Here is a 19,598-nt window from a genome sequence, read left to right as displayed (position 1 = left end):
GCCCGCCGACACCGTCGCGCAGATCGCCGCCGACACGTCGGGTGCCGAGGTCGCCGCCGCCGAGCAGGCCGCCACCCGTGGCCGTACGCGCCGCCGTGTGACCGCGCCGAAGTTCACCGCCGAGCCGCCGAAGGCCGCCGAGCCGGCCCGTCGCGCCGCACGGCCCGCCGTGCCGGTCTTCCAGGCGCCGGTCTTCACCGAGCCCATGTTCCAGACCCCGGAGACGGCTGCCGCGGCCGCCGCCGCCGAAGCCGCCGCGGCCGAGGAAGAGGAGGCCGTCGAGGCCACGGAGGCCGCCGAGGCCGTCACGGCCGTCGAGCCGGTCGCCGAGCGCGCCGAGCGCGCCGAGACCGGTGGCCGCCGTCGCCGCCGTCGCCGCGCCGAGGCGGCCGAGACCGCCGCACCCGCCGTGGAGGCCGCGCCGGAGCCCGCCGAGACCGAGGCTGAGGCCGAGACCGAGGCGGAGGCGCAGGCCGAGCGCGCCGCCGAAGCCGAGGAGGCCGGCGACTTCGAGGACCGCCCGTCGCGCCGTCGCCGCCGTGGCGGCCGCCGCCGTCGCCGCGGTGAGGCCGCCGAGGCCGACGAGATCGAGGAGACCACGGGCGCCGAAGGCGCGGCCGGGGCCGCCGAGGCGGAGTTCGAGGAGGAGCCCGAGGCCGAGGAGGCCGAGGCGGAGCACGACGAGGAAGCCGAGGGCGAGGCCACCCCCGCGGCCGCCGGCACCAGCGGCTCCCGCCGCCGTCGCCGCCGCCGTCGCCGCACCGGTGAGGGCGCCGAGCCCGAGGCCGCCGCCGAGGAGGACGGCGTCCGTACGGTCGTCAAGGTACGCGAGCCGCGCCCGAAGGCGGAGCCGTCCGACGAGGTGCAGTCCATCAAGGGCTCCACGCGCCTGGAGGCCAAGAAGCAGCGCCGCCGCGAGGGCCGCGAGCAGGGCCGCCGCCGCGTCCCGATCATCACCGAGGCCGAGTTCCTCGCCCGACGCGAGGCCGTCGAGCGGGTCATGGTCGTCCGCCAGCACGGCGACCGCACCCAGATCGGCGTCCTCGAGGACAACGTGCTCGTCGAGCACTACGTCAACAAGGAGCAGGCCACCTCGTACGTCGGCAACGTCTACCTGGGCAAGGTCCAGAACGTCCTGCCGTCCATGGAGGCCGCGTTCGTCGACATCGGCAAGGGCCGCAACGCCGTCCTGTACGCCGGCGAGGTCAACTTCGAGGCGCTCGGCATGGCCAACGGGCCGCGCCGTATCGAGACCGCGCTCAAGTCCGGCCAGTCCGTCCTCGTCCAGGTGACGAAGGACCCGATCGGCCACAAGGGCGCCCGCCTCACCAGCCAGGTGTCACTGCCCGGCCGCTACCTGGTGTACGTGCCCGAGGGCTCGATGACCGGTATCAGCCGCAAGCTGCCCGACACCGAGCGCGCCCGCCTGAAGACCATCCTCAAGAAGATCGTCCCCGAGGACGCGGGCGTCATCGTGCGCACCGCCGCCGAGGGCGCGAGCGAGGACGAGCTGCGCCGTGACGTCGAGCGGCTCCAGGCGCAGTGGGAGGAGATCCAGAAGAAGGCGAAGAACGGCAACGCTCCGACCCTTCTCTACGGTGAGCCGGACATGACCGTCCGGGTCGTCCGCGACATCTTCAACGAGGACTTCTCGAAGGTCATCGTCAGCGGCGACGACGCGTGGGAGACCATCCACGGCTACGTCTCGCACGTGGCGCCCGACCTGGCGGACCGGCTGCAGCGCTGGACGTCGGAGGTCGACGTCTTCGCGACGTACCGGATCGACGAGCAGCTCATGAAGGCGCTGGACCGCAAGGTCTGGCTGCCGTCCGGCGGTTCGCTGGTGATCGACAAGACCGAGGCGATGGTCGTGGTCGACGTCAACACCGGCAAGTTCACCGGCCAGGGCGGCAACCTTGAGGAGACCGTGACGAGGAACAACCTCGAAGCGGCCGAGGAGATCGTGCGCCAGCTCCGGCTGCGCGACCTGGGCGGCATCGTCGTCATCGACTTCATCGACATGGTCCTGGAGTCCAACCGGGACCTGGTGCTGCGGCGCCTGCTGGAGTGCCTGGGCCGGGACCGTACGAAGCACCAGGTCGCCGAGGTGACGTCGCTGGGCCTGGTCCAGATGACCCGCAAGCGGGTCGGCCAGGGCCTGCTGGAGTCGTTCTCGGAGACCTGCGTCCACTGCAACGGCCGCGGCGTCATCGTCCACATGGAACAGCCCGCCACGGCGGGCGGCGGCGGCAAGCGTGCGCGCAAGCGCGGCCGCGGCGGCGCCGAGGCCGAGGCGCCCGCCGTCGAGGCCCCGGCGAAGGAGAAGGAGGCCGCCGCGCGGGTGGCCGCCGAGACGGAGGCCGAGGTCGCCGCCGAGGCCGCCGCCCCGATGGCGCTGCCCGAGCCGGCCTTCCGGCCCGACGAGGAGCTGTACTCCAGCGCCGCCGAGGCCGAGGCGGCCGCGACCCGTGGCCGTACGCGGCGCCGGGCGAGCCGCAGGGTGTCGGCGCCCGCCGGTGCCCCGAAGGCCGCCGAGGCCGCGCCGGTCGTGGAGGCCCCGCTGACGGCGGCCGCCGAGCCCGCCACGGTCACGGAGCCGGAGGCCGTCCCGGCCCTCGCGGCCGAGCCGGTCGCGGTCACGCCGGAGGCGCCCGCCGCCGAGGCCGCGCCGCAGGGCCGTACCCGTCGCCGGGCGACCCGTAAGGTGTCGGCACCGGCCGGTCCGCCGAAGGGCGCGGAGGCCCCGGTCGAGGCCGTGGCCGTCGTCGAGCCGGCCGCCCCGGTCGCCCCCGAGGCCCCGGCCGAGGCTCCGGTCGCCGAGGCTCCGGCCGTCGAGGAGCCGGTCGTCGAGGTGCCCGCCGCCGAGGCGCCCGCCCCGGTGCGGACGCGGCGCCGCGCGGTCCGCAAGGTCACCGCCCCGGCCGGTTCCCCGGCGGGTGCTGAGGAGGCCGCGATCGTCGTGGTGACCAGCACCACCGCCCCGGCCGAAGCGGCGGCCCCGGAGGCCCCGGCGGCCCCCGAAGCCCCGAAGGCCGAGGCGGCAGCCGAAGCAGCCGAGGCAGCCGAGGCAGCCGAAGCCGAAGCCCCCGAGGCCCCGGCCAAGAAGGCGGCCCGCAAGACCGCCAAGAAGGCCACCGCGAAGAAGGCCGCCACCAAGAAGACGGCGACGGCCAAGAAGACCGCGGTGAAGAAGACGACCGCCAAGAAGGCCACGGCCACCAAGACGGCGTCGAAGACGGCCAAGACCGCCAAGAGCGCCGCGAAGAAGACCGTCGCGGCCGAGCAGTCACCGGCACCGTCCGTCTCGGCGGACGCGAAGGTCACGGAGAGCTGAACGACCTGCGGTGACCGTGTAAATGATCTGTGTCCCGTCTCGCATTCACGCGAGGCGGGACACGGTTTTTTCCATAACGCTCCCGTATCGCCCCATCGCTCCGTTAACGGCCCGGAAATTGACTCGGGCATTCCTGATAATGTGACGCCGGTCGGTTCCGGGCCGGTCCCGTCCCGACGGTCATCGGTAGGGCGTCGGCATCGCGCCGGAGGGGTCACGGGCGCTCACGACGAGACGCTCGCTCACCCCGGACCTCTGCCACTTAGAGCTCTTGCGGTGTTCAAGGAGGACGTCCATGCCGAGCGTCAACGAGCAGCCCATCCCCGCTGCCCGTCCGGTCATCGGTGAGGAGGAGATCGAGGCCGCGGTCCGCGTGCTGCGCAGCGGCCGCGTCGTGCAGGGCCCGGAAGTGGCCGCCTTCGAGGAGAGCTTCTCCGAGCTGGTCGACGGACGTCACTGCGTCGCGGTCAACTCGGGCACCTCCGCCCTTCACCTCCTTCTGATGGCGCTGGGCATCGGCCCCGGTGACGAGGTCATCGTCCCGTCCTTCTCCTTCGCCGCGTCCGCCAACGCGATCCGACTGGTCGGCGCCGACGCCGTGTTCGCCGACATCGACCCGGACACGTACTGCCTGGACCCGGCCGCCGTCGAGGCCGCCGTCACGCCGCGCACCGTCGCGATCATGCCGGTCCACCTGTACGGCCACCCGGCCGCGATGGACCGGATCATGGCCATCGCCGCCAAGCACAAGCTGGCCGTCGTCGAAGACGCCTGCCAGGCCCACGCGGCCGCGCTCAACGGCACGCCCGTCGGCGCGTTCGGCGCGGGCGGCACCTTCAGCTTCTACCCGACCAAGAACATGCACAGCCTCGAAGGCGGCATGATCTCCGTCGCGGACGCCGAGGTCGCCCGTACGCTGCGACTGCTGCGCAACCAGGGCATGGAGGCGCGGTACGCCAACGAGATCGTCGGCGCCAACATGCGCATGACCGACGTGGCCGCCGCCGTCGGCCGCGTCCAGCTCGGCAAGCTGAACGGCTGGACCGAGCAGCGCATCGCCAACGCCGCGTACCTCACCGAGCACATCACCGCGACGGACGTCGTCACGCCGGTGGTCGCCGAGGGCGCGCGCCACATCTACCACCAGTACACGGTCCGCGTCCGCGGCGACCGCGACGCCGCGATGGCGAAGCTCACCGAGGCCGGTGTCGGCAACGCCGTGTACTACCCGACGCCGATCCACCGCCTCAAGCCGTACTGGGAGCCGGACCAGAAGGCCGGCCGCACCTGGGACCTGCCGGAGACGGAGAAGGCCGCGGCCGAGGTCGTCTCGCTGCCCGTCCACCCGTCGCTGTCCCAGAACGACCTGGAGCGGATCGTCACCGCCGTGAACGCGCTGGGGGAGAACCTGTGACCGCCACCGGAACGCTCCGGGCCGGCCTCGTCGGCCTCGGCTCGATGGGCCGCCACCACGCCCGTGTCCTCGCCGGCCTGGAGGGCGTGCAGCTCGTCGGTGTCGTCGACCCGATGGGCGACAAGAACGGCTGGGCGCAGGGCGCTCCCGTTCTGTCCACCGTCGAGGAGCTGCTGGCCCTCGGTGTCGACTACGCCGTCGTCGCCTGCCCGACCGCCCTCCACGAGGAGGTCGGTCTGAAGCTGGCCGACGCCGGGGTCTGCGCGCTGATCGAGAAGCCCGTCGCGGACACCGTCGACGGCGCCCGCCGGCTCGTCGAGGCCTTCGAGTCGCGCGACCTGGTCGCCGGCGTGGGCCACATCGAGCGCTGCAACCCGGCGCTGCGCTCGCTGCGCGCCCGCCTGGAGGCGGGTGAGCTGGGCGAGGTGTTCCAGGTCGTCACGCGCCGCCAGGGCCCGTTCCCGCACCGCATCGCGGACGTCGGCGTCGTCAAGGACCTCGCCACCCACGACATCGACCTGACCGGCTGGGTGACCGGGCAGACGTACCGGTCGATCGCCGCCCACACCGTGTCCAAGTCGGGCCGCCCGCACGAGGACATGGTGTCCGCCGTCGGCCAGCTCTCCGACGGCACGATGGTCAGCCACCTCGTCAACTGGCTGAGCCCGCTGAAGGAGCGGTTCACGTCGGTCACCGGTGAGCGCGGCTGCTTCATCGCCGACACCCTCACCGCCGACCTGACCTTCTACTCCAACGCCGCCGTCGCCACCGAGTGGGAGGCCCTGCGGGCGTTCCGCGGCGTCGCCGAGGGCGACATGGTCCGGTACGCGATCCCGAAGCGCGAGCCGCTGCTCGTCGAGCACGAGCTGTTCCGCGACGCGGTCCTCGGCAAGTCCGACGACATCTGCACGCTGCGCCAGGGTCTGCGGACCGTGGAGGTCGCCGCCGCGGTGCTGGAGTCGGCCGCCGACGGCCGGACCGTCCGGCTCGACGACGACGCCGCCTAGGGACAGGGGCAGGATCCCTTTGACCAGACCGAGACCTGACGTCACCGTCGTCGTGGCGGTCTACAACACGATGCCGTACCTGACGGAGTGTCTGAACTCCCTCGTCGGGCAGAGCATCGGCACGGACCGCCTGGAGATCGTGGCCGTCGACGACGGATCGACCGACGACAGCGGCGCGGAACTCGACCGCTTCGCCGAGCGGTACCCCGGCGTCGTGAAGGTGATCCACCAGGCCAACTCCGGAGGCCCGGCCGCGCCCAGCAACCGGGCCCTGGAGGTCGCCACCGGCCGCTACGTGTACTTCATCGGCTCCGACGACTACCTCGGTTCGGAAGCGCTGAAGCGGATGGTGACCTGCGCCGACACCCACGGCTCCGACGTCGTGGTCGGCAAGATGGTCGGCACCAACGGCCGCTACGTCCACCAGGCGCTCTTCAAGAAGAGCGACCCCGACATCAGCCTGTACGACTCGGCGCTGCCGTTCACGCTGGCCAACACCAAGCTGTTCCGGCGCGACCTCGTCGAGGAGCACAAGCTGCGGTTCCCCGAGGACCTGCCGGTCGGCTCCGACCAGCCGTTCACGATCGAGGCGTGCGTCCGCGCGAAGAAGATCTCCGTCCTCGCGGACTACACGTTCTACTACGCGGTGAAGCGCGGCGACGCGTCGAACATCACGTACCGCGCCAACCACCTCTCACGGCTGCGCTGCACCGAACGGATCATGGAGCACGCGGCCGGGCTCATCGAGGCGGGCCCGCAGCGTGACGCGGTGTTCAAGCGGCACTTCACCTGGGAGCTCGCCAAGCTGATCCAGGACGACTTCCCGTCCCTGGACCCGGCGACGCGGACCGAGGTGTGCGCGGGCATCGCCCGCCTCGCCGACGCGTACTTCACGGACGCGCTGCGCGACTCCATGGACGTCAAGCGGCGGGTGCGGATCGCCCTCGCCCAGCGCGGCGCCGTCGACGAGCTCGTACGGGCCATCGAGGACGAGGCCGCGCACGGCGCCCCGCCGTTCCTGCTGGAGGACGGGCGCGCGTACCTGCGCTACCCCGGCTTCCGCGACCCGGCGCTCGGCCTGCCCGACCGGCTCTTCGAGGTGATCGGCGAGTCCGTTCCCAAGCAGCTCGCCGACGGCACCGGCCTCGTGTCGGCGTCCTGGGAGCAGCACGGCCAGGACATGGCGGTGTCCCTGGCGGTCCGTGTCCCCGTCACCGGGGAGACCGAATCGGCGTCCGTACGCCTCGCCGGCAAGGCGATGCCGAAGAGCGCCGACAAGCCGGGCGGCCGCCGCGTCCCCGTGGGGACGGAACTCCCCGCCCTCGCGGGGGAACTGCGCCGTGAGCCGTCCGCCGACGGGGAGGGGACCGTGCTGCTCGCCCACATCCCCGTCCAGCCGACCCGGGCCAAGCTCGGCGTCCGCGCCTACCTGGATGTGGCAGGCTCGACGTACGAGATCCCGGTGCAGACCCAGGGTGTGCCACTGCCCCTGGCGCGGCGCTGGCGCGAGATCGTCCCGTACCGGATCTCCGCCACCGCCAACGCCAAGGGACGGCTGGTCATCACCACGGCTCCGCTCTGGGAGCCCTCGCCCGGCGCGGGCAAGCGACTGCGCCGCATCCTGTCTCGTGTGAAGAGGAAACTGACCCGATGAACATCTGTGTAGTCGCGCTCGGCAAGATCGGTCTGCCGCTCGCCGTGCAGTTCGCCGACAAGGGCCACACGGTCATCGGCGCCGACGTCAACGAGAAGGTCGTCGAGCTGGTCAACGCCGGCACCGAGCCCTTCCCCGGCGAGCACGACCTGGACGTCAAGCTCAAGAAGGCCGTCGACGCCGGGCTGCTCACCGCGACCACCGACACCGCGGCGGCCGTCGCGCGGTCCGAGGCCGTCGTCGTGGTCGTGCCGCTGTTCGTGGACGCCGAGGGCACCCCCGACTTCGGCTGGATGGACAACGCCACGCAGGCCATCGCCAAGGGCCTCAAGCCGGGCACGCTCGTCTCGTACGAGACGACCCTCCCGGTCGGCACCACCCGCACCCGCTGGGCGCCGATGCTGGAGCAGGGCTCCGGCCTCACCGCCGGCGAGGACTTCCACCTGGTGTTCTCGCCGGAGCGCGTCCTCACCGGCCGCGTCTTCGCCGACCTGCGCCGCTACCCGAAGCTCGTCGGCGGCATCGACGAGGCGTCGACCCGCCGCGGTGTCGAGTTCTACGAGCAGGTCCTCGACTTCGACGAGCGCGCCGACCTGCCGCAGCCCAACGGCGTGTGGGACCTGGGCACCGCCGAGGCGTCCGAGCTGGCCAAGCTCGCCGAGACCACCTACCGCGACGTCAACATCGGCCTGGCGAACCAGTTCGCCCGGTTCGCCGACAAGAACGGCATCGACGTCAAGAAGGTCATCGAGGCCTGCAACTCGCAGCCCTACAGCCACATCCACCAGCCGGGCATCGCCGTCGGCGGCCACTGCATCCCGATCTACCCGCGGATGTACCTGTGGAACGACCCGGAGGCCACCGTCGTCCGCTCGGCCCGCGAGGCCAACGCCGCGATGCCGGACTACGCCGTCGACCTGCTGGCCGCCGCCTACGGCGACCTGAAGGACGTGGGCGTGCTGGTGCTGGGCGCCGCCTACCGCGGCGGCGTCAAGGAGACCGCGTTCTCCGGCGTCTTCCCGACCGTCGAGGCGCTCAAGGCGCGCGGCGCCGTCCCGTACGTCTCCGACCCCATGTACACGGACGAGGAGCTCGCCGCCCACGGCCTCACCCCGCACCGGGGCGAGACCGTCACCGCGGCGATCCTCCAGGCCGACCACGCCGAGTACCGCGAGCTGGCCGCCTCCGACCTGCCGGACGTGAAGGTCCTGGTCGACGGCCGCCGCACCACCGACCCGGCCCGCTGGGAAGGCGTCCGCCGCGTCGTCATCGGCGGCTGACCCGGCCTGCCCGCAGGCACCGACACCAAGGCCCTGCCCCGCCCCCACCCGGCGGGGCGGGGCCGACCCGCAGGAGGGATCCCCATGACCTGGATGATCACCGGCGGCGCCGGATTCATCGGCTCGCACGTCGTGAAGGCGATGACCGAAGGCGGCGAGCGCGTCGTCGTCGTGGACGACCTGAGCACCGGGCGCGCCGACCGGCTGCCCGCCGGCGTCCCGCTGGAGACCGGCACCGTCCTGGACCGGGAGTTCCTCGACCGCGTTCTGCGCGAGCACGCCGTCACCGGCATCGTGCACATCGCGGGCAAGAAGCAGGTCGCCGAGTCCGTCGCGAAGCCGCTGTACTACTACCGCGAGAACGTGGAGGGCATGCGGGTCCTCCTCGACGCGGCCGTCGCGGCCGGTGTCACCCGCTTCCTGTTCTCGTCGTCGGCCGCCGTGTACGGCATGCCCGACGTGGACCTCGTCACCGAGAAGACGCCGTGCTCGCCGATCAACCCGTACGGCGAGACGAAGCTCGCGGGGGAGTGGATGGCGAGCGCCGTCGGCCGTACGCACGGCATGGCGACCGCGTCGCTGCGCTACTTCAACGTGGCGGGCGCGGCGAGCCCGGAGCTCGCCGACGACGGCGTGTTCAACCTGGTCCCGATGGTCTTCGAGCGGCTCACGGCCGGTGAGGCGCCGCGGGTCTTCGGCGACGACTACCCGACGCCGGACGGCACCTGCGTCCGCGACTACATCCACGTCGAGGACATCGCGTCCGCGCACGTCGCGGCCGCCCGCCGGCTCGCGGCGGATCCGGGGGCGTCGCTGGTGCTGAACATCGGCCGGGGCGAGGGCGTCTCGGTGACGGAGATGGTCGGCATCATCAAGGACGTCACCGGCCACACCGACGCCGCCCCCGAGGTCACCTCGCGCCGCCCCGGCGACCCGGCCCGTGTCGTCGCGTCCGCGGACCTGATCCGCGAGGAGCTCGGCTGGACGGCCCGCCACGATGTACGCGAGATGGTCGAGTCGGCCTGGTCGGGCTGGCAGCTCCGCCACCCGAACTGACCGTACGCACCACGCGAAGGGCCCCGGACATCGTCCGGGGCCCTTCGCGTTCCGGCTTCTCCTACCGTTCGCCCAGGAACAGGTCGTCGAACTGCTTGCTGACGACCGGCCAGTCCCACGCCGACAGGGCGTGCTCGGAGGCCAGCTTGCCGGCCTCGCGCCAGGACTGCTCCGTGGCCGTGGTCTCCAGGATGCGCCGCGCAGCCTCCTCGGCGGAACCGACGACCCAGCCCTCCGGGTAGAGCGTGCGGGCGCTGTTCGGCTTGCCCGCGTAGAACGGCCAGTCACGCGAGACGGGTACGGCGGCGCTGGCGGCGCCCTCCATGAGGCCGACGTGGCAGCCCTCACGGACGGACGACGACAGGATGACGCCGATGTCGGTCAGCGCCGACGGCACGTCGTCCGTCGGGCCGAGCTTCACGACCGCGCCCTCCTCGATCAGCGGCTTGAGCTCCTTGCGGAACTGCCGCAGGTAGTCGTGCGTGGCGCGGCTCGTCTTGCCGTTCATGTCGCCGCCGACCAGCAGCAGCCGGTAGCGCTCGTCGTGCTGCCGTACCCGCTTGAGCACGTCCACGGCCCACAGCGGGTCCTTGGCGACCTGGCTTATTCCGACCAGGCCCAGGTTGAACCGGGCCTCCGCCGGCTTGGGGCGCGCGAAGCCCGCCAGGTCCATGGCGTTGTCGAGGAGGTGCGTACGGGGCGCGTGCTCGCCGCGGAGCTGCGGCACCAGCGACTCGACGAGGTCCCGCACGTGCGGGGCCACGTAGATCAGGTCGTCGATCCGCGAGAAGTCCGTCATGTGCGGCCAGCGTGTGAACGCCTCGTAGCTGTGCAGCCGTACGACGATCCGGGCGGTGCCCGGGTCGATCGTGGTCAGCATCGCGGCGGGGCCCACCGCCCAGTCGACGAACACCGTGTCCGCCCAGTCGAGGTAGGGCCGCATGAGCCGCTCCACCTCTTCCTGGTAGTCGCTGGTGCCGCCCGCGAGCCGGTCCTCCAGCACCCGGCGGCCCGCCCACGCGATCCGCTTCAGCGCCTTCTGCGTGGCCAGGTCCAGGAACCGCAGCTCCACGTCCGGGTGGTCGCCGTAGCGGTCCAGGATGTGGCCCAGGAAGTTCGCGTTGGCGCTGGTGGTGACCAGCAGCCGCAGCGGGCGGTCCTTCGGGGCCGGGGCGGCCGGGGACTTCCTGCCCTGCGAGCGGGTCAGCGCCTGCACGGCCGGCGACCGGTACAGCGGCGTGACGAACGCCTCGGCGTCCTTCGCGAGCGGCGACGACAGCTGGTCGATGTGCAGCACCCGGTGGAACGCCAGGAACAGCGCACGGTCCAGGGCCGTCGCCGCCTTGGCGTGGTCACCCGCCGCGAACCGGCTGTCCGCGTGCGCCAGCTGGGCGGAGACCGCCTTGCCGAGGTCACGCGGGTTGATGCCCCGCGCGAGCTCCTTCATCACGGCCTCGTCGAGGAGCTGCGCCCGCAGCCCCTGGTCGGGGATCTTCGACGCGGCCGCCGCGAGCGCGATGGCGGCACCGCTCGTACGGCCCGCCCACTGCATGCCCTCGGCGACATAACGCGACGTGGCGATACGGACCTTGGCGGGCACGCCCGGCGCCGTGACCGCCGTACGCCACATCCGGGCGCCGACGGCGGAACGCATGACCGGGCGGGCCGTGGCACGGCGCATCACCGCGGCCGGCAGCCCGTCCACGGACCGCTTCACATCGCGCTTGACGACGTCCAGCGGCGGCAGCACACCGCGCTGCACCCCCGTGGCGCCCTTGCCCTTGAGCCTGCCGACGGCCTTCAGGGCCGGGGCGATGCCGAAGTGGGCCTCGTCGACGCGGTAGTGCTGGGCGAGCCGCCACACCGTGTACACGGCGCCCGGGTCGAGGGCGACCAGCACGTCGGCGCGCCGGGCCTCCTGGCGCAGCCAGCCGTCGCGCTTCGACTGGAGCCACACGCGCATGCCGAGCGGCGACTTGCTGGCCTTGCGGCGCACGGCCGCCGAGCGGAACGCCAGGCTGCGCGGCAGCTGGTGCGTGCCGTCCAGCTCGATGGCGGCCAGCTCCTCGGCGTTGGACTCCAGGTGGAACGTGCCGGCCAGGAACGTCTGGGCGCCCTGCGCGCGGAACTTGCGCACCGAGTCTTTGAACACGCCCAGCTGGGGCTTGGCGCTGGCGATGAACAGGACGCGGGTCACAGCGAGGATCCTTCGGCGACGGACGGGCTGTCGGTACGAGAGGAGACGTCGGCCGCGGCGTTCTCCCGCGCGGCCCGCAGGGCGGTGACGTCGTCGACGAGGTTCTTCACGGCGACGCTCATCAACGCCTCACGCGTGAACTGGTCGGCGTGCGCCATGGCCTCCGCGTGCACCTCGTCGCTCGTCTCGACCGCCATGTGCGCGGCCCGCACGAACGACTCGGTGAGCTTCTCCTCGTCGATGCCGACGGCGCCGGTCCACAGCGGGTGGCCCTTCAGCACGTTGGAGGCGTCGTGCTCGACGACGTGCGCCGACACGATCGGCAGGCCGGTCGCCATGTACTCGTACACCTTGCCCGAGGTGACGTAGCGGCCGCCGATGAGGATGAGGACCATCGCGTCCCACCCGGCGTACACCGAGGCGACCTCGGCCTTGGCGGCGGGGCCGCCGAAGAACACGCCGTCGGCCTCGGCCTGCTTGAGGATCTCGGCGTGCCGGTTGGCCTCGCGGCCGGAGCCGTTGCCGATGTGGCCGCGCACCTCGAAGCGGGCGTTGGCGAGCAGCGGCTCCTTCTCGCGGGCCGCCTTCCACGCGGCGAGCACCGTCTCCAGGTGCTGCGCGGTGAAGTTGACCGTGCCGAGGTAGCCGAAGACCAGACCGGCCTCGGGGTCGGTGCGGTGGACGCGGCCCGGGGAGCTGTCCGCGTCGTAGCCGTTGCGCACGACGTGGACGCGGTCGGCGAAGTCCGGGTAGCGCTTGCGGTAGTGCTCGGCGATGGGGTCGTTCACGACCCACAGCGAGAGCGCGTTGTCCAGGATCTTCTGCTCCCAGCGGCCCTCGTCCGAGTCCCGCGAGAACGCCTCGACGCCGTCGATCACGTCGATGGACCAGCCGTCGCGGAAGTCCACGGCGTACGGGACCTTCGCCTCCTCCCACAGCTTCCACGCCGCGGCGAGGTTCACATACGGGACGCAGCTCGCGAGCAGCAGATCCGCCGGACGCTGCCGGTGGACGCGGAGGACGGCCTGCTCCAGGTCCTCCCGCCAGTCACCGAAGTTGGGCTCAGGGAACGGCTTCATCTGACGGCGGCGCAGCGCGGCCACCCAGCTGTTGGGGTTGAGGGCGCGGGCCTCGTCGTAGAGGCGGATGTCCGTCTCCAGGTCCTCGCGCGCCAGCGGCAGTTCGACAATGTTCACCTTCGGGTCGACCTGCTCCAGGAGCGTGAGGTCGACGCCGGAGTCCCGCTCCCAGGACTCCTGCGCGATGGTGACGACCGTGACGTCCCAGCCCTGGTTGACGAACTGGTTCGCGGTCTCGCGCATGCGGTACGCGCAGCTCTTGGCAGCCGGCGGGAATCCGATGGCGAGGTAGATCACATGGGGCCGATCGCCCGACGCGGGCAGCCCGGATCCGGGAGACGCTGACGCTGACATAACCGGTGACGCTAGCACGGTGACGTGTACGGGTTGGCACCCCAATGAGGGGGCCTGTCCGCCTCACGCGTGCCGGCGGCCTCCCTTCCACTCTTCCATGATCCGGACAACGTTCCGCGCGGCCTGCCCGTCGCCGTACGGCGTCCCCGGGTCGGCCGTCGGCACGTCGCGGGTGACCGTGGCGGCCCACTTGTCGGCGGGCAGGGTGTGCGGGTCGGGAACAAGGACGTTCCACCCGGTGTCCACGGTTTCCACCCACTCCGTCTCCGGCCGGATCGTGGTGGTGATGCGCTCCAGCAGGAACGCCTCCTTCTGCAGGCCGCCGGAGTCGGTGACCACACCGGAGGAGGCCAGCACGGCGGCGACCAGGCCCGCGTAGGGCAGCGGACGGCCGACGTGGATCGCGCCCTTGGCCAGCTCGATGCCGTGCTCCTTGGCACGGGCGACCAGCCGCGGGTGGGCGAGCAGCGCGACCGGCAGCGGGAGCCCGGCCAGCGCGTCGACGATCGCGGCGAGCCGCTCGGGGTCGTCGGTGTTGTCCGGCCGGTGCAGCGTGGCCAGCAGGAACGGCTTCTCCGGGTCGATGCCCTCGGGCAGCGCGGGCGCGGCGTGCTCACCGGCGAGCACGGCGTCGCGGATGCGCAGGCAGATGTCGACCATCACGTCGCCCGCGAGGACCGCGCGGTCCGCCAGGCCCTCGGCGGCGAGGTGGCGCATGGCCTCCTCGGTCGGCGCGAGGAGCACGTCGGCGCAGTGGTCGGTGAGGACCCGGTTGTGCTCCTCCGGCATGCGCCGGTTGAAGGAGCGCAGACCCGCCTCCAGGTGAGCCACCGGCAGGTGCATCTTCACGGCGGACAGCGCACCGGCGATGGTCGAGTTGGTGTCGCCGTAGACCAGCACCCAGTCGGGCCGCTCGCGCTCCAGGACCGGGTCGAGGGCGCTCAGCACCGCACCGGTCTGCGCGCCGTGGCTGCCGGAGCCGACGCCCAGGTGGACGTCCGGGTCCGGGATGCCCAGACCGTCGAAGAAGACGTCGGAGAGGTCCGCGTCGTAGTGCTGTCCGGTGTGCACGATGACGTGCTCGTGCTCGGTCCCGGCGAACGCGGCCGCGATCGGGGCGAGTTTCACCAATTGGGGACGGGCGCCGACGATGCTGATGACTTTCACTGAGGGCTCTTCTTCTGCTGGGGCGTCGATGAGGGGGGACGTGCCCCGCCATCGTAGGCAATGGCTCGGACACCCCTGGACACCCTCGGCCCCCGATCCGGTGAAGCGTGCCACTCCGGGCCGGTTACCGCCGTTTCGGGCGGTGCCCGAGCACCCTGGTCCACCTGCCAAAATGGCGGCGTCCAGCAACGGGTCCAGGGAAGGTCGGCGGTGAGCCATGGCGGTGTGGTCCGCGCGGAAGGCCAAACGTCCAGCAGACGAGCCCGCACCCCGGGGGGTCGCGTTGCCGGTGGCGGCCGCCGCCGATCCGTCGGTGCCGCCCACCACCGGCTGGCTGGTCCGCGGCAAGGACGGCAGGCTCACGGCGTACGCGCCGGTCTCCGGCGGCGTGCTGCGCTGGACCGAGACCCGGGTCGGCGGGCCCGAGTGGTCGGGGCCGGTGCACATCCCGGCGCCCGGGGTGCTGCCGTACCTGTCCATAGCCCAGGGCGCTGACGGCTACGTCCACCTGGTGGGGCTGCGCCGTACGTCCACGGCCACCGAGGTGGTGTACGCGCTGCAGTACCAGTCCGGGCTCGCGGTGCGCGACTGGGTGCCGGTGGGCTCGCCGTACGCGGACCGGCCGGACCTGGCGGCGCAGATCGGCCTGCCGTCGGCGGTCGTCGACTCGACCGGGTCGCTGCACGTGTTCGTGCGGAACGCGGGCGGCGGGATCTCCGGCCGCGCCCAGGTGGCGTCGGGCAAGTGGAACCGGTGGGCCGACCTGAAGGGCTCCGGTGTGCTCGGCGCGATCTCCGCGTCGGTCACCGCGGAGGGGCTCATGGAGGTCGTCGCGGTGACGGAGGACCGGCTGCTGCGCTGGGAGCAGACCGAGGTCGGCGTGAAGTTCGTACGTGCCGCGGACCTGGAGACCCGGGCCGAGCCGTCGTCGCTGTGCGCCGAGCAGACGGCGCCCGGGCGGCTCACGCACTTCTGGCTCGACGCGCAGGACGGTACGGTCCGCGCCTGGCGCCCGTCGTCCGCCGCGGCTGCTGCGGCTTCCGCGGCCGGCGGGCCGGGCGCGGTGGGTGGCGGAGGCGGTACGGGGCCGGTGGCCGCGCTGCGGACGCCGGTGGACGGCCGGGACTGCACGGTCCTCGCCCGCCGCGACGCCGCGACGGGGCGGCCCGCGCTCGCCGTGTACGCCACGGAGGAGGAGTCGGCGGCCGCCGAGTGGGCGGTGACGGGCGAGCGCTGCGTGGGCGCGCCGGCGCTGGCCCTCGACGGGCGCGGCCGGGTGGTCCTCGCGGTGTTCGGCGCCGACGGCACGCTGCGGGTGGCACGGCAGCGGAGCGGCCCGGGCCTCGCGCTGGAGGCGTGGGCCCGCGTGTGACGGGGCCGGGCCGGAGGTGTGAGATGCCTCACCCGGCGGTGGGTGCCTCCGCAGGTGGCATGGCTACGACTCCCGGGCGCCCCGGGAGTCGTAGCGCCTCGGGGCGGCCGGTCAGGCGTTGCCGGGCCGGGACGGCCGGGACGGCCGGGAAGGCCGGGACAGCCGGGAGGAGAGCCCCCACATGGTGACGCGCCACAGCGCTTCGCGGACGATCGAGCCGCTCATCTTGCTCTCGCCGTGCTCACGCTCGACGAAGGTGATCGGGACCTCGGTGACCTTGTAGCCCGCCTGAACCGTTCGCCAGGCCAGGTCGACCTGGAAGCAGTAGCCCTGCGAGGCGACCTCGTCGAGGGCGATGCCCTGCAGGGTCTCCCTGCGGAAGGCGCGGTAGCCGCCCGTCACGTCGCGGATCGGGAGGCCGAGTGCGACACGGGAGTAGAGGCTGCCGCCGCGTGACAGCAGCTTGCGGTGCCCCGGCCAGTTGATCACGCCCCCGCCGGGGACCCAGCGGGAGCCGAGGACCAGGTCGGCGCCGGACAGGGCGCCCAGGAGCCGGGGGAGTTCCTCCGGGCGGTGCGAACCGTCGGCGTCCATCTCGACCAGGACGCCGTAGCCGCGCTCGATGCCCCAGCGGAAGCCGGCCAGGTAGGCGGCGCCGAGACCTTCCTTACCCTTGCGGTGCAGCACATGGACGTGGTCGTCGGCGTCGGCGATCTGGTCGGCCAGCTTGCCGGTCCCGTCCGGACTGTTGTCGTCCGCGACGAGGATGTGCGCCTCGGGTACGGAGGAGCGCACGCGGGACACGATGGGTGTGATGTTCTCGGCCTCGTTGTAGGTCGGTATGATCACCAACACCGTGCCCAGAGGTCCACGCGTGCGCTGGACACCGTTCTTCACGATTTCCCCTTGTCCGATCACCGGGTGCTCGAACAAGCTCCCGACCTGGGTCGTTCAGCATAAGCACCGCGGGGTTGTCACCCCTGGTGCGGGGTCCGAACGCCCAGGCCGTCAGGCCGGGCGCTCGGTCAGGACGCCGTCCTTCTCGTCGTACAGAGCGCCGGTGCGCGGGCACTGCCACACACCCGGCTCCCCCTCGCGCTCCACGAGGCGCTCGCCCGCCCGGCCGACCCAGCCGGCCTGGCGCGCGGGCACGCCCATGACGAGCGCGTAGTCCGGTACGTCCTTGGTCACGACGGCGCCGGCCGCCACCATGGCCCAGCGCCCGATCCGGACGGGCGCCACGCACACCGACCGGGCGCCGACGGACGCGCCCTCGGCGATCTTCACGCCCACGGCCTCCCAGTCGCCGCCCCGCTTCTGCTTCCCCTCGGGGTCGACGGAGCGAGGGTTGTGGTCGTTGGTGAGGACCACGGCCGGGCCGATGAAGACGCCGTCCTCCAGCTCCGCGGGCTCGTAGACGAGCGCGTAGTTCTGGAGCTTGACGTTGTTGCCGATGCGCACGTCCGTACCGACGTAGGCTCCGCGCCCGACGACGCAGCCCTCGCCGAGCCTGGCGCCCTCGCGGATCTGCGCGAGCTCCCACACGCTGCTGCCCGCGCCGATCTCGGCGGTGTCGGCGACCTGGGCGGTGGGCTGGACCCTGTAGTTCACTGTGCTCTGCCTTCCGGCTTCCGGTGTGCGTCTTCGCCCGGCGAGCATACGCGGCCTCAGGGTGCCGGCCCCGCCCCGTTCGGAGGCCTCAGTGGCCGTCGGTGATCACATGGCCGTCCACCGCCCAGTACCCGGTGAGGGCGCCGGCGGTGATCTGGCACATGGGGCGTCCGTTGACCACGGCGCGCCGGTCGAAGGGCGCGTTGGAGTCGTTGGCGAACTGCACTGTCCTGATGCTGGTGGCCGTGCCGTCCTCGGTGAACCGGTACACGTCGACGGACTTGCCCGCCGGGAAGGTCAGCGTGCGCTGCGGCCGGTAGACGGTCGTCAGGAACTGGCCCAGCAGGAAGGAGTTGGGCCACACCTCACCGACCCACCAGCCCTCGTAGGCGCCCGCGTCGATCCGGTAGTAGATGCCGCGGCCCTGGATGCGCCGCCGCATCGACGCCGGGGCCTGGGTGGCCCGGGAGAACGTGACCTTCTTCACCTCCAGCTCGGCGTCGCCCTTGGACGACACCCAGGAGCCGTCCGCGGCCGTGTCGTACCGGTAGAGGGTGTGCGTGCCCGCCGCGAAGGCGATCGTCGAACCCGCCTTCACGTACGGCGACGGGTAGTCGTCCGTGAGCTTGTCCTGGTGGTAGGCGAAGTCCGGGCTGCCGGTCTGCCAGTGCAGCTGCCGGAAGAGGTTGATGTGGTGCTGGTGGTACGTGGGGGCCGGGATGCGGTGCTGCTGGCAGTAGTACGAGAACCAGCGGATGTTCCGCAGCAGCGGGAAGAACCGCGCGATGGTGGTGCAGGCGCCGTCGTACAGCTGGGCCGCGAGCGGGCTGCCGGTGGCGACGTAGTAGTCCCACAGGCCGAACATCGCGAAGATCATGCCGTTGTACGTGAAGTCGCCCGTGCCCGGCTCGGCGAACGGGTACTCCTGAATCCAGTAGTAGCCCGAGCGGTCGACGTTCACGACCCACGGGGAACCGTCCTCGGCGCGCATCAGGGAAAGGAGCGCGCCGTCGGCCGCGGCCTGGTAGAGGGTGCGCTCCTCCGTCGTCACCGCGTCCAGCTGGGAGAGCTGGATGAAGAGGCTGATGGCCTCGCCCTGGGCCATGCCGGAGTACCAGGGAGCCTGGTAGTCGACACCGGTGTGGACCGCGTGCCGGAAGTCGAAGGTGTACGGGAAGTACCAGGCGCCGCGGGATTCGACGCGCCTCTCGATCAGCCGGTTCGCCTGGGCCTTCGCGCGCGTCAGGAACAGAGCCTTGCGCTCCGCGTCCGTCTCGGTGCGGTAGCTGGTGATGCAGCCGAGGCCGAACTGGATCTGGCCGACGGGGTGCTCGTAGCCGACGGACCCGCCGTTCGGGTAATAGAGGTACACACCCTCGGAGTTGAGGCGGTACGGGCCCGTGCTGGGGGAGACGTTCTCCCACCGCGTCGGCCGGTCGCGCCACGGCCGCAGGTGCTCGGGCAGATCCGTGGCGATCGTGTACCCGCTGGTGTTGAACGTGAAGGGCAGCGTCTCCGGCAGGTCCGCCGTGGCTCCGGTCCTGAGCTGGTCCGGCGAGGGTGCGGTACGCGGCTTCGGGATGCTGCGGGGCCTGCTCGGGGGCGAGACGACGCCGCCCTCCAGCGGGTCGGGAAGCGGCGGCAGCGGGGCGTCGTTGCCCGCGCCGCGCGGCAGGCGCAGCGCCAGGGACTGCGGGATGCGCGCGAACGGGTCGGGTCTGACGCCGGCGCTCACGGGCGCGGCGAACGCCTCGGCGGCCGTCAGCCCGCTCAGGGCCCCACCCCCGGCCACGGCAAGGCCCGCGGCGGTGCCACCGGCCAGTCGCATGAAGTTCCTGCGGTCCACTTCGGGACGTATCTGCTCAGCCACGACGGAATCCCCCCCACACAAATGTTTGATCAAGGCGTCGTGGATCTTATGTGAACAGTGTGAGGTCGAGGTAGCGGAATGTAGGGCTTGCTGTCCGCGTACGTGGTGAAGTGCCGGATTCTGTGGGGCACCTGTGACGGATGTGTGATCTCTCATGCTGTTCATGTCGGACATGTGATCTTGAGTGTGTGTCTGACCACTGT

13 protein-coding genes are annotated in these 19,598 nt (G+C 72.1%); 7 read left to right on the top strand and 6 right to left on the bottom strand.

Features of this window, described 5'->3' with window-relative positions; translation table 11 throughout:
• The 6 genes from HTZ82_RS31355 to galE form a co-directional block, all read left to right on the top strand.
• Positions 1 to 3,334 (top strand): Rne/Rng family ribonuclease (locus tag HTZ82_RS31355; RefSeq protein WP_175412798.1); only part of this gene is annotated, 3,334 nt, incomplete at its 5' end.
• 295 nt (positions 3,335 to 3,629) lie between these two features.
• Positions 3,630 to 4,748, top strand: a complete 1,119-nt coding sequence (locus tag HTZ82_RS31350) for a DegT/DnrJ/EryC1/StrS aminotransferase family protein (RefSeq protein ID WP_175412797.1) — start codon at positions 3,630 to 3,632, stop codon at positions 4,746 to 4,748.
• Complete coding sequence (locus HTZ82_RS31345) at positions 4,745 to 5,755, top strand: Gfo/Idh/MocA family protein (protein ID WP_175412796.1); 1,011 nt, start codon at positions 4,745 to 4,747, stop codon at positions 5,753 to 5,755. Before HTZ82_RS31350 ends, HTZ82_RS31345 begins: the two co-directional genes overlap by 4 nt.
• 19 nt (positions 5,756 to 5,774) lie before the next feature.
• Positions 5,775 to 7,409 carry a glycosyltransferase gene (locus HTZ82_RS31340; RefSeq protein WP_302852299.1) on the top strand — a complete coding sequence of 545 codons (1,635 nt, stop codon included), beginning with the start codon at positions 5,775 to 5,777 and terminating at the stop codon, positions 7,407 to 7,409.
• Entirely contained in the window at positions 7,406 to 8,689 is a 1,284-nt protein-coding gene (locus HTZ82_RS31335) for a nucleotide sugar dehydrogenase (RefSeq protein ID WP_175412795.1), read from the top strand. Before HTZ82_RS31340 ends, HTZ82_RS31335 begins: the two co-directional genes overlap by 4 nt.
• Before the next feature lie 84 nt (positions 8,690 to 8,773).
• Positions 8,774 to 9,745: a UDP-glucose 4-epimerase GalE gene (gene galE / locus HTZ82_RS31330; protein ID WP_175412794.1), complete on the top strand. Its 972-nt coding sequence runs from the start codon at positions 8,774 to 8,776 to the stop codon at positions 9,743 to 9,745.
• A 61-nt stretch (positions 9,746 to 9,806) separates the two neighbouring features.
• Here the strand turns inward: galE and HTZ82_RS31325 are convergent, their stop codons facing one another.
• From HTZ82_RS31325 to wecB, 3 genes are all read right to left on the bottom strand, one after another.
• Entirely contained in the window at positions 9,807 to 11,942 is a 2,136-nt protein-coding gene (locus HTZ82_RS31325; RefSeq protein WP_175412793.1) for a glycosyltransferase family 1 protein, read from the bottom strand.
• Positions 11,939 to 13,318 (bottom strand): glycosyltransferase, encoded by a 1,380-nt coding sequence (locus HTZ82_RS31320; RefSeq protein ID WP_309235811.1) that lies wholly within the window; start codon positions 13,316 to 13,318, stop codon positions 11,939 to 11,941. The genes HTZ82_RS31325 and HTZ82_RS31320 overlap by 4 nt, the downstream gene beginning before the upstream one ends.
• 120 nt (positions 13,319 to 13,438) lie before the next feature.
• Complete coding sequence (wecB, locus tag HTZ82_RS31315) at positions 13,439 to 14,542, bottom strand: non-hydrolyzing UDP-N-acetylglucosamine 2-epimerase (RefSeq protein WP_175412791.1); 1,104 nt, start codon at positions 14,540 to 14,542, stop codon at positions 13,439 to 13,441.
• A 217-nt stretch (positions 14,543 to 14,759) separates the two neighbouring features.
• Between wecB and HTZ82_RS31310 the strand changes: the two genes are divergently transcribed.
• Positions 14,760 to 15,914 carry a hypothetical protein gene (locus HTZ82_RS31310; RefSeq protein WP_254712252.1) on the top strand — a complete coding sequence of 385 codons (1,155 nt, stop codon included), beginning with the start codon at positions 14,760 to 14,762 and terminating at the stop codon, positions 15,912 to 15,914.
• Positions 15,915 to 16,025: 111 nt separating this feature from the next.
• Here HTZ82_RS31310 and HTZ82_RS31305 read toward each other — a convergent pair whose 3' ends face one another.
• The 3 genes from HTZ82_RS31305 to HTZ82_RS31295 form a co-directional block, all read right to left on the bottom strand.
• Positions 16,026 to 16,811: a polyprenol monophosphomannose synthase gene (locus tag HTZ82_RS31305; RefSeq protein WP_175412790.1), complete on the bottom strand. Its 786-nt coding sequence runs from the start codon at positions 16,809 to 16,811 to the stop codon at positions 16,026 to 16,028.
• A gap of 111 nt (positions 16,812 to 16,922) precedes the next feature.
• Positions 16,923 to 17,525, bottom strand: coding sequence for an acyltransferase (locus HTZ82_RS31300; protein ID WP_175412789.1), 603 nt, complete (start codon positions 17,523 to 17,525; stop codon positions 16,923 to 16,925).
• An 88-nt stretch (positions 17,526 to 17,613) separates the two neighbouring features.
• Entirely contained in the window at positions 17,614 to 19,395 is a 1,782-nt protein-coding gene (locus tag HTZ82_RS31295; RefSeq protein WP_175412788.1) for a D-glucuronyl C5-epimerase family protein, read from the bottom strand.
• Between the last annotated feature and the right edge of the window lie 203 nt (positions 19,396 to 19,598).

Origin of the sequence: Streptomyces sp. TRM64462 (assembly GCF_013362995.1) — a bacterium.
GTDB lineage: Bacteria > Actinomycetota > Actinomycetes > Streptomycetales > Streptomycetaceae > Streptomyces.
This window is presented reverse-complemented; position numbering and strand designations above follow the sequence as displayed.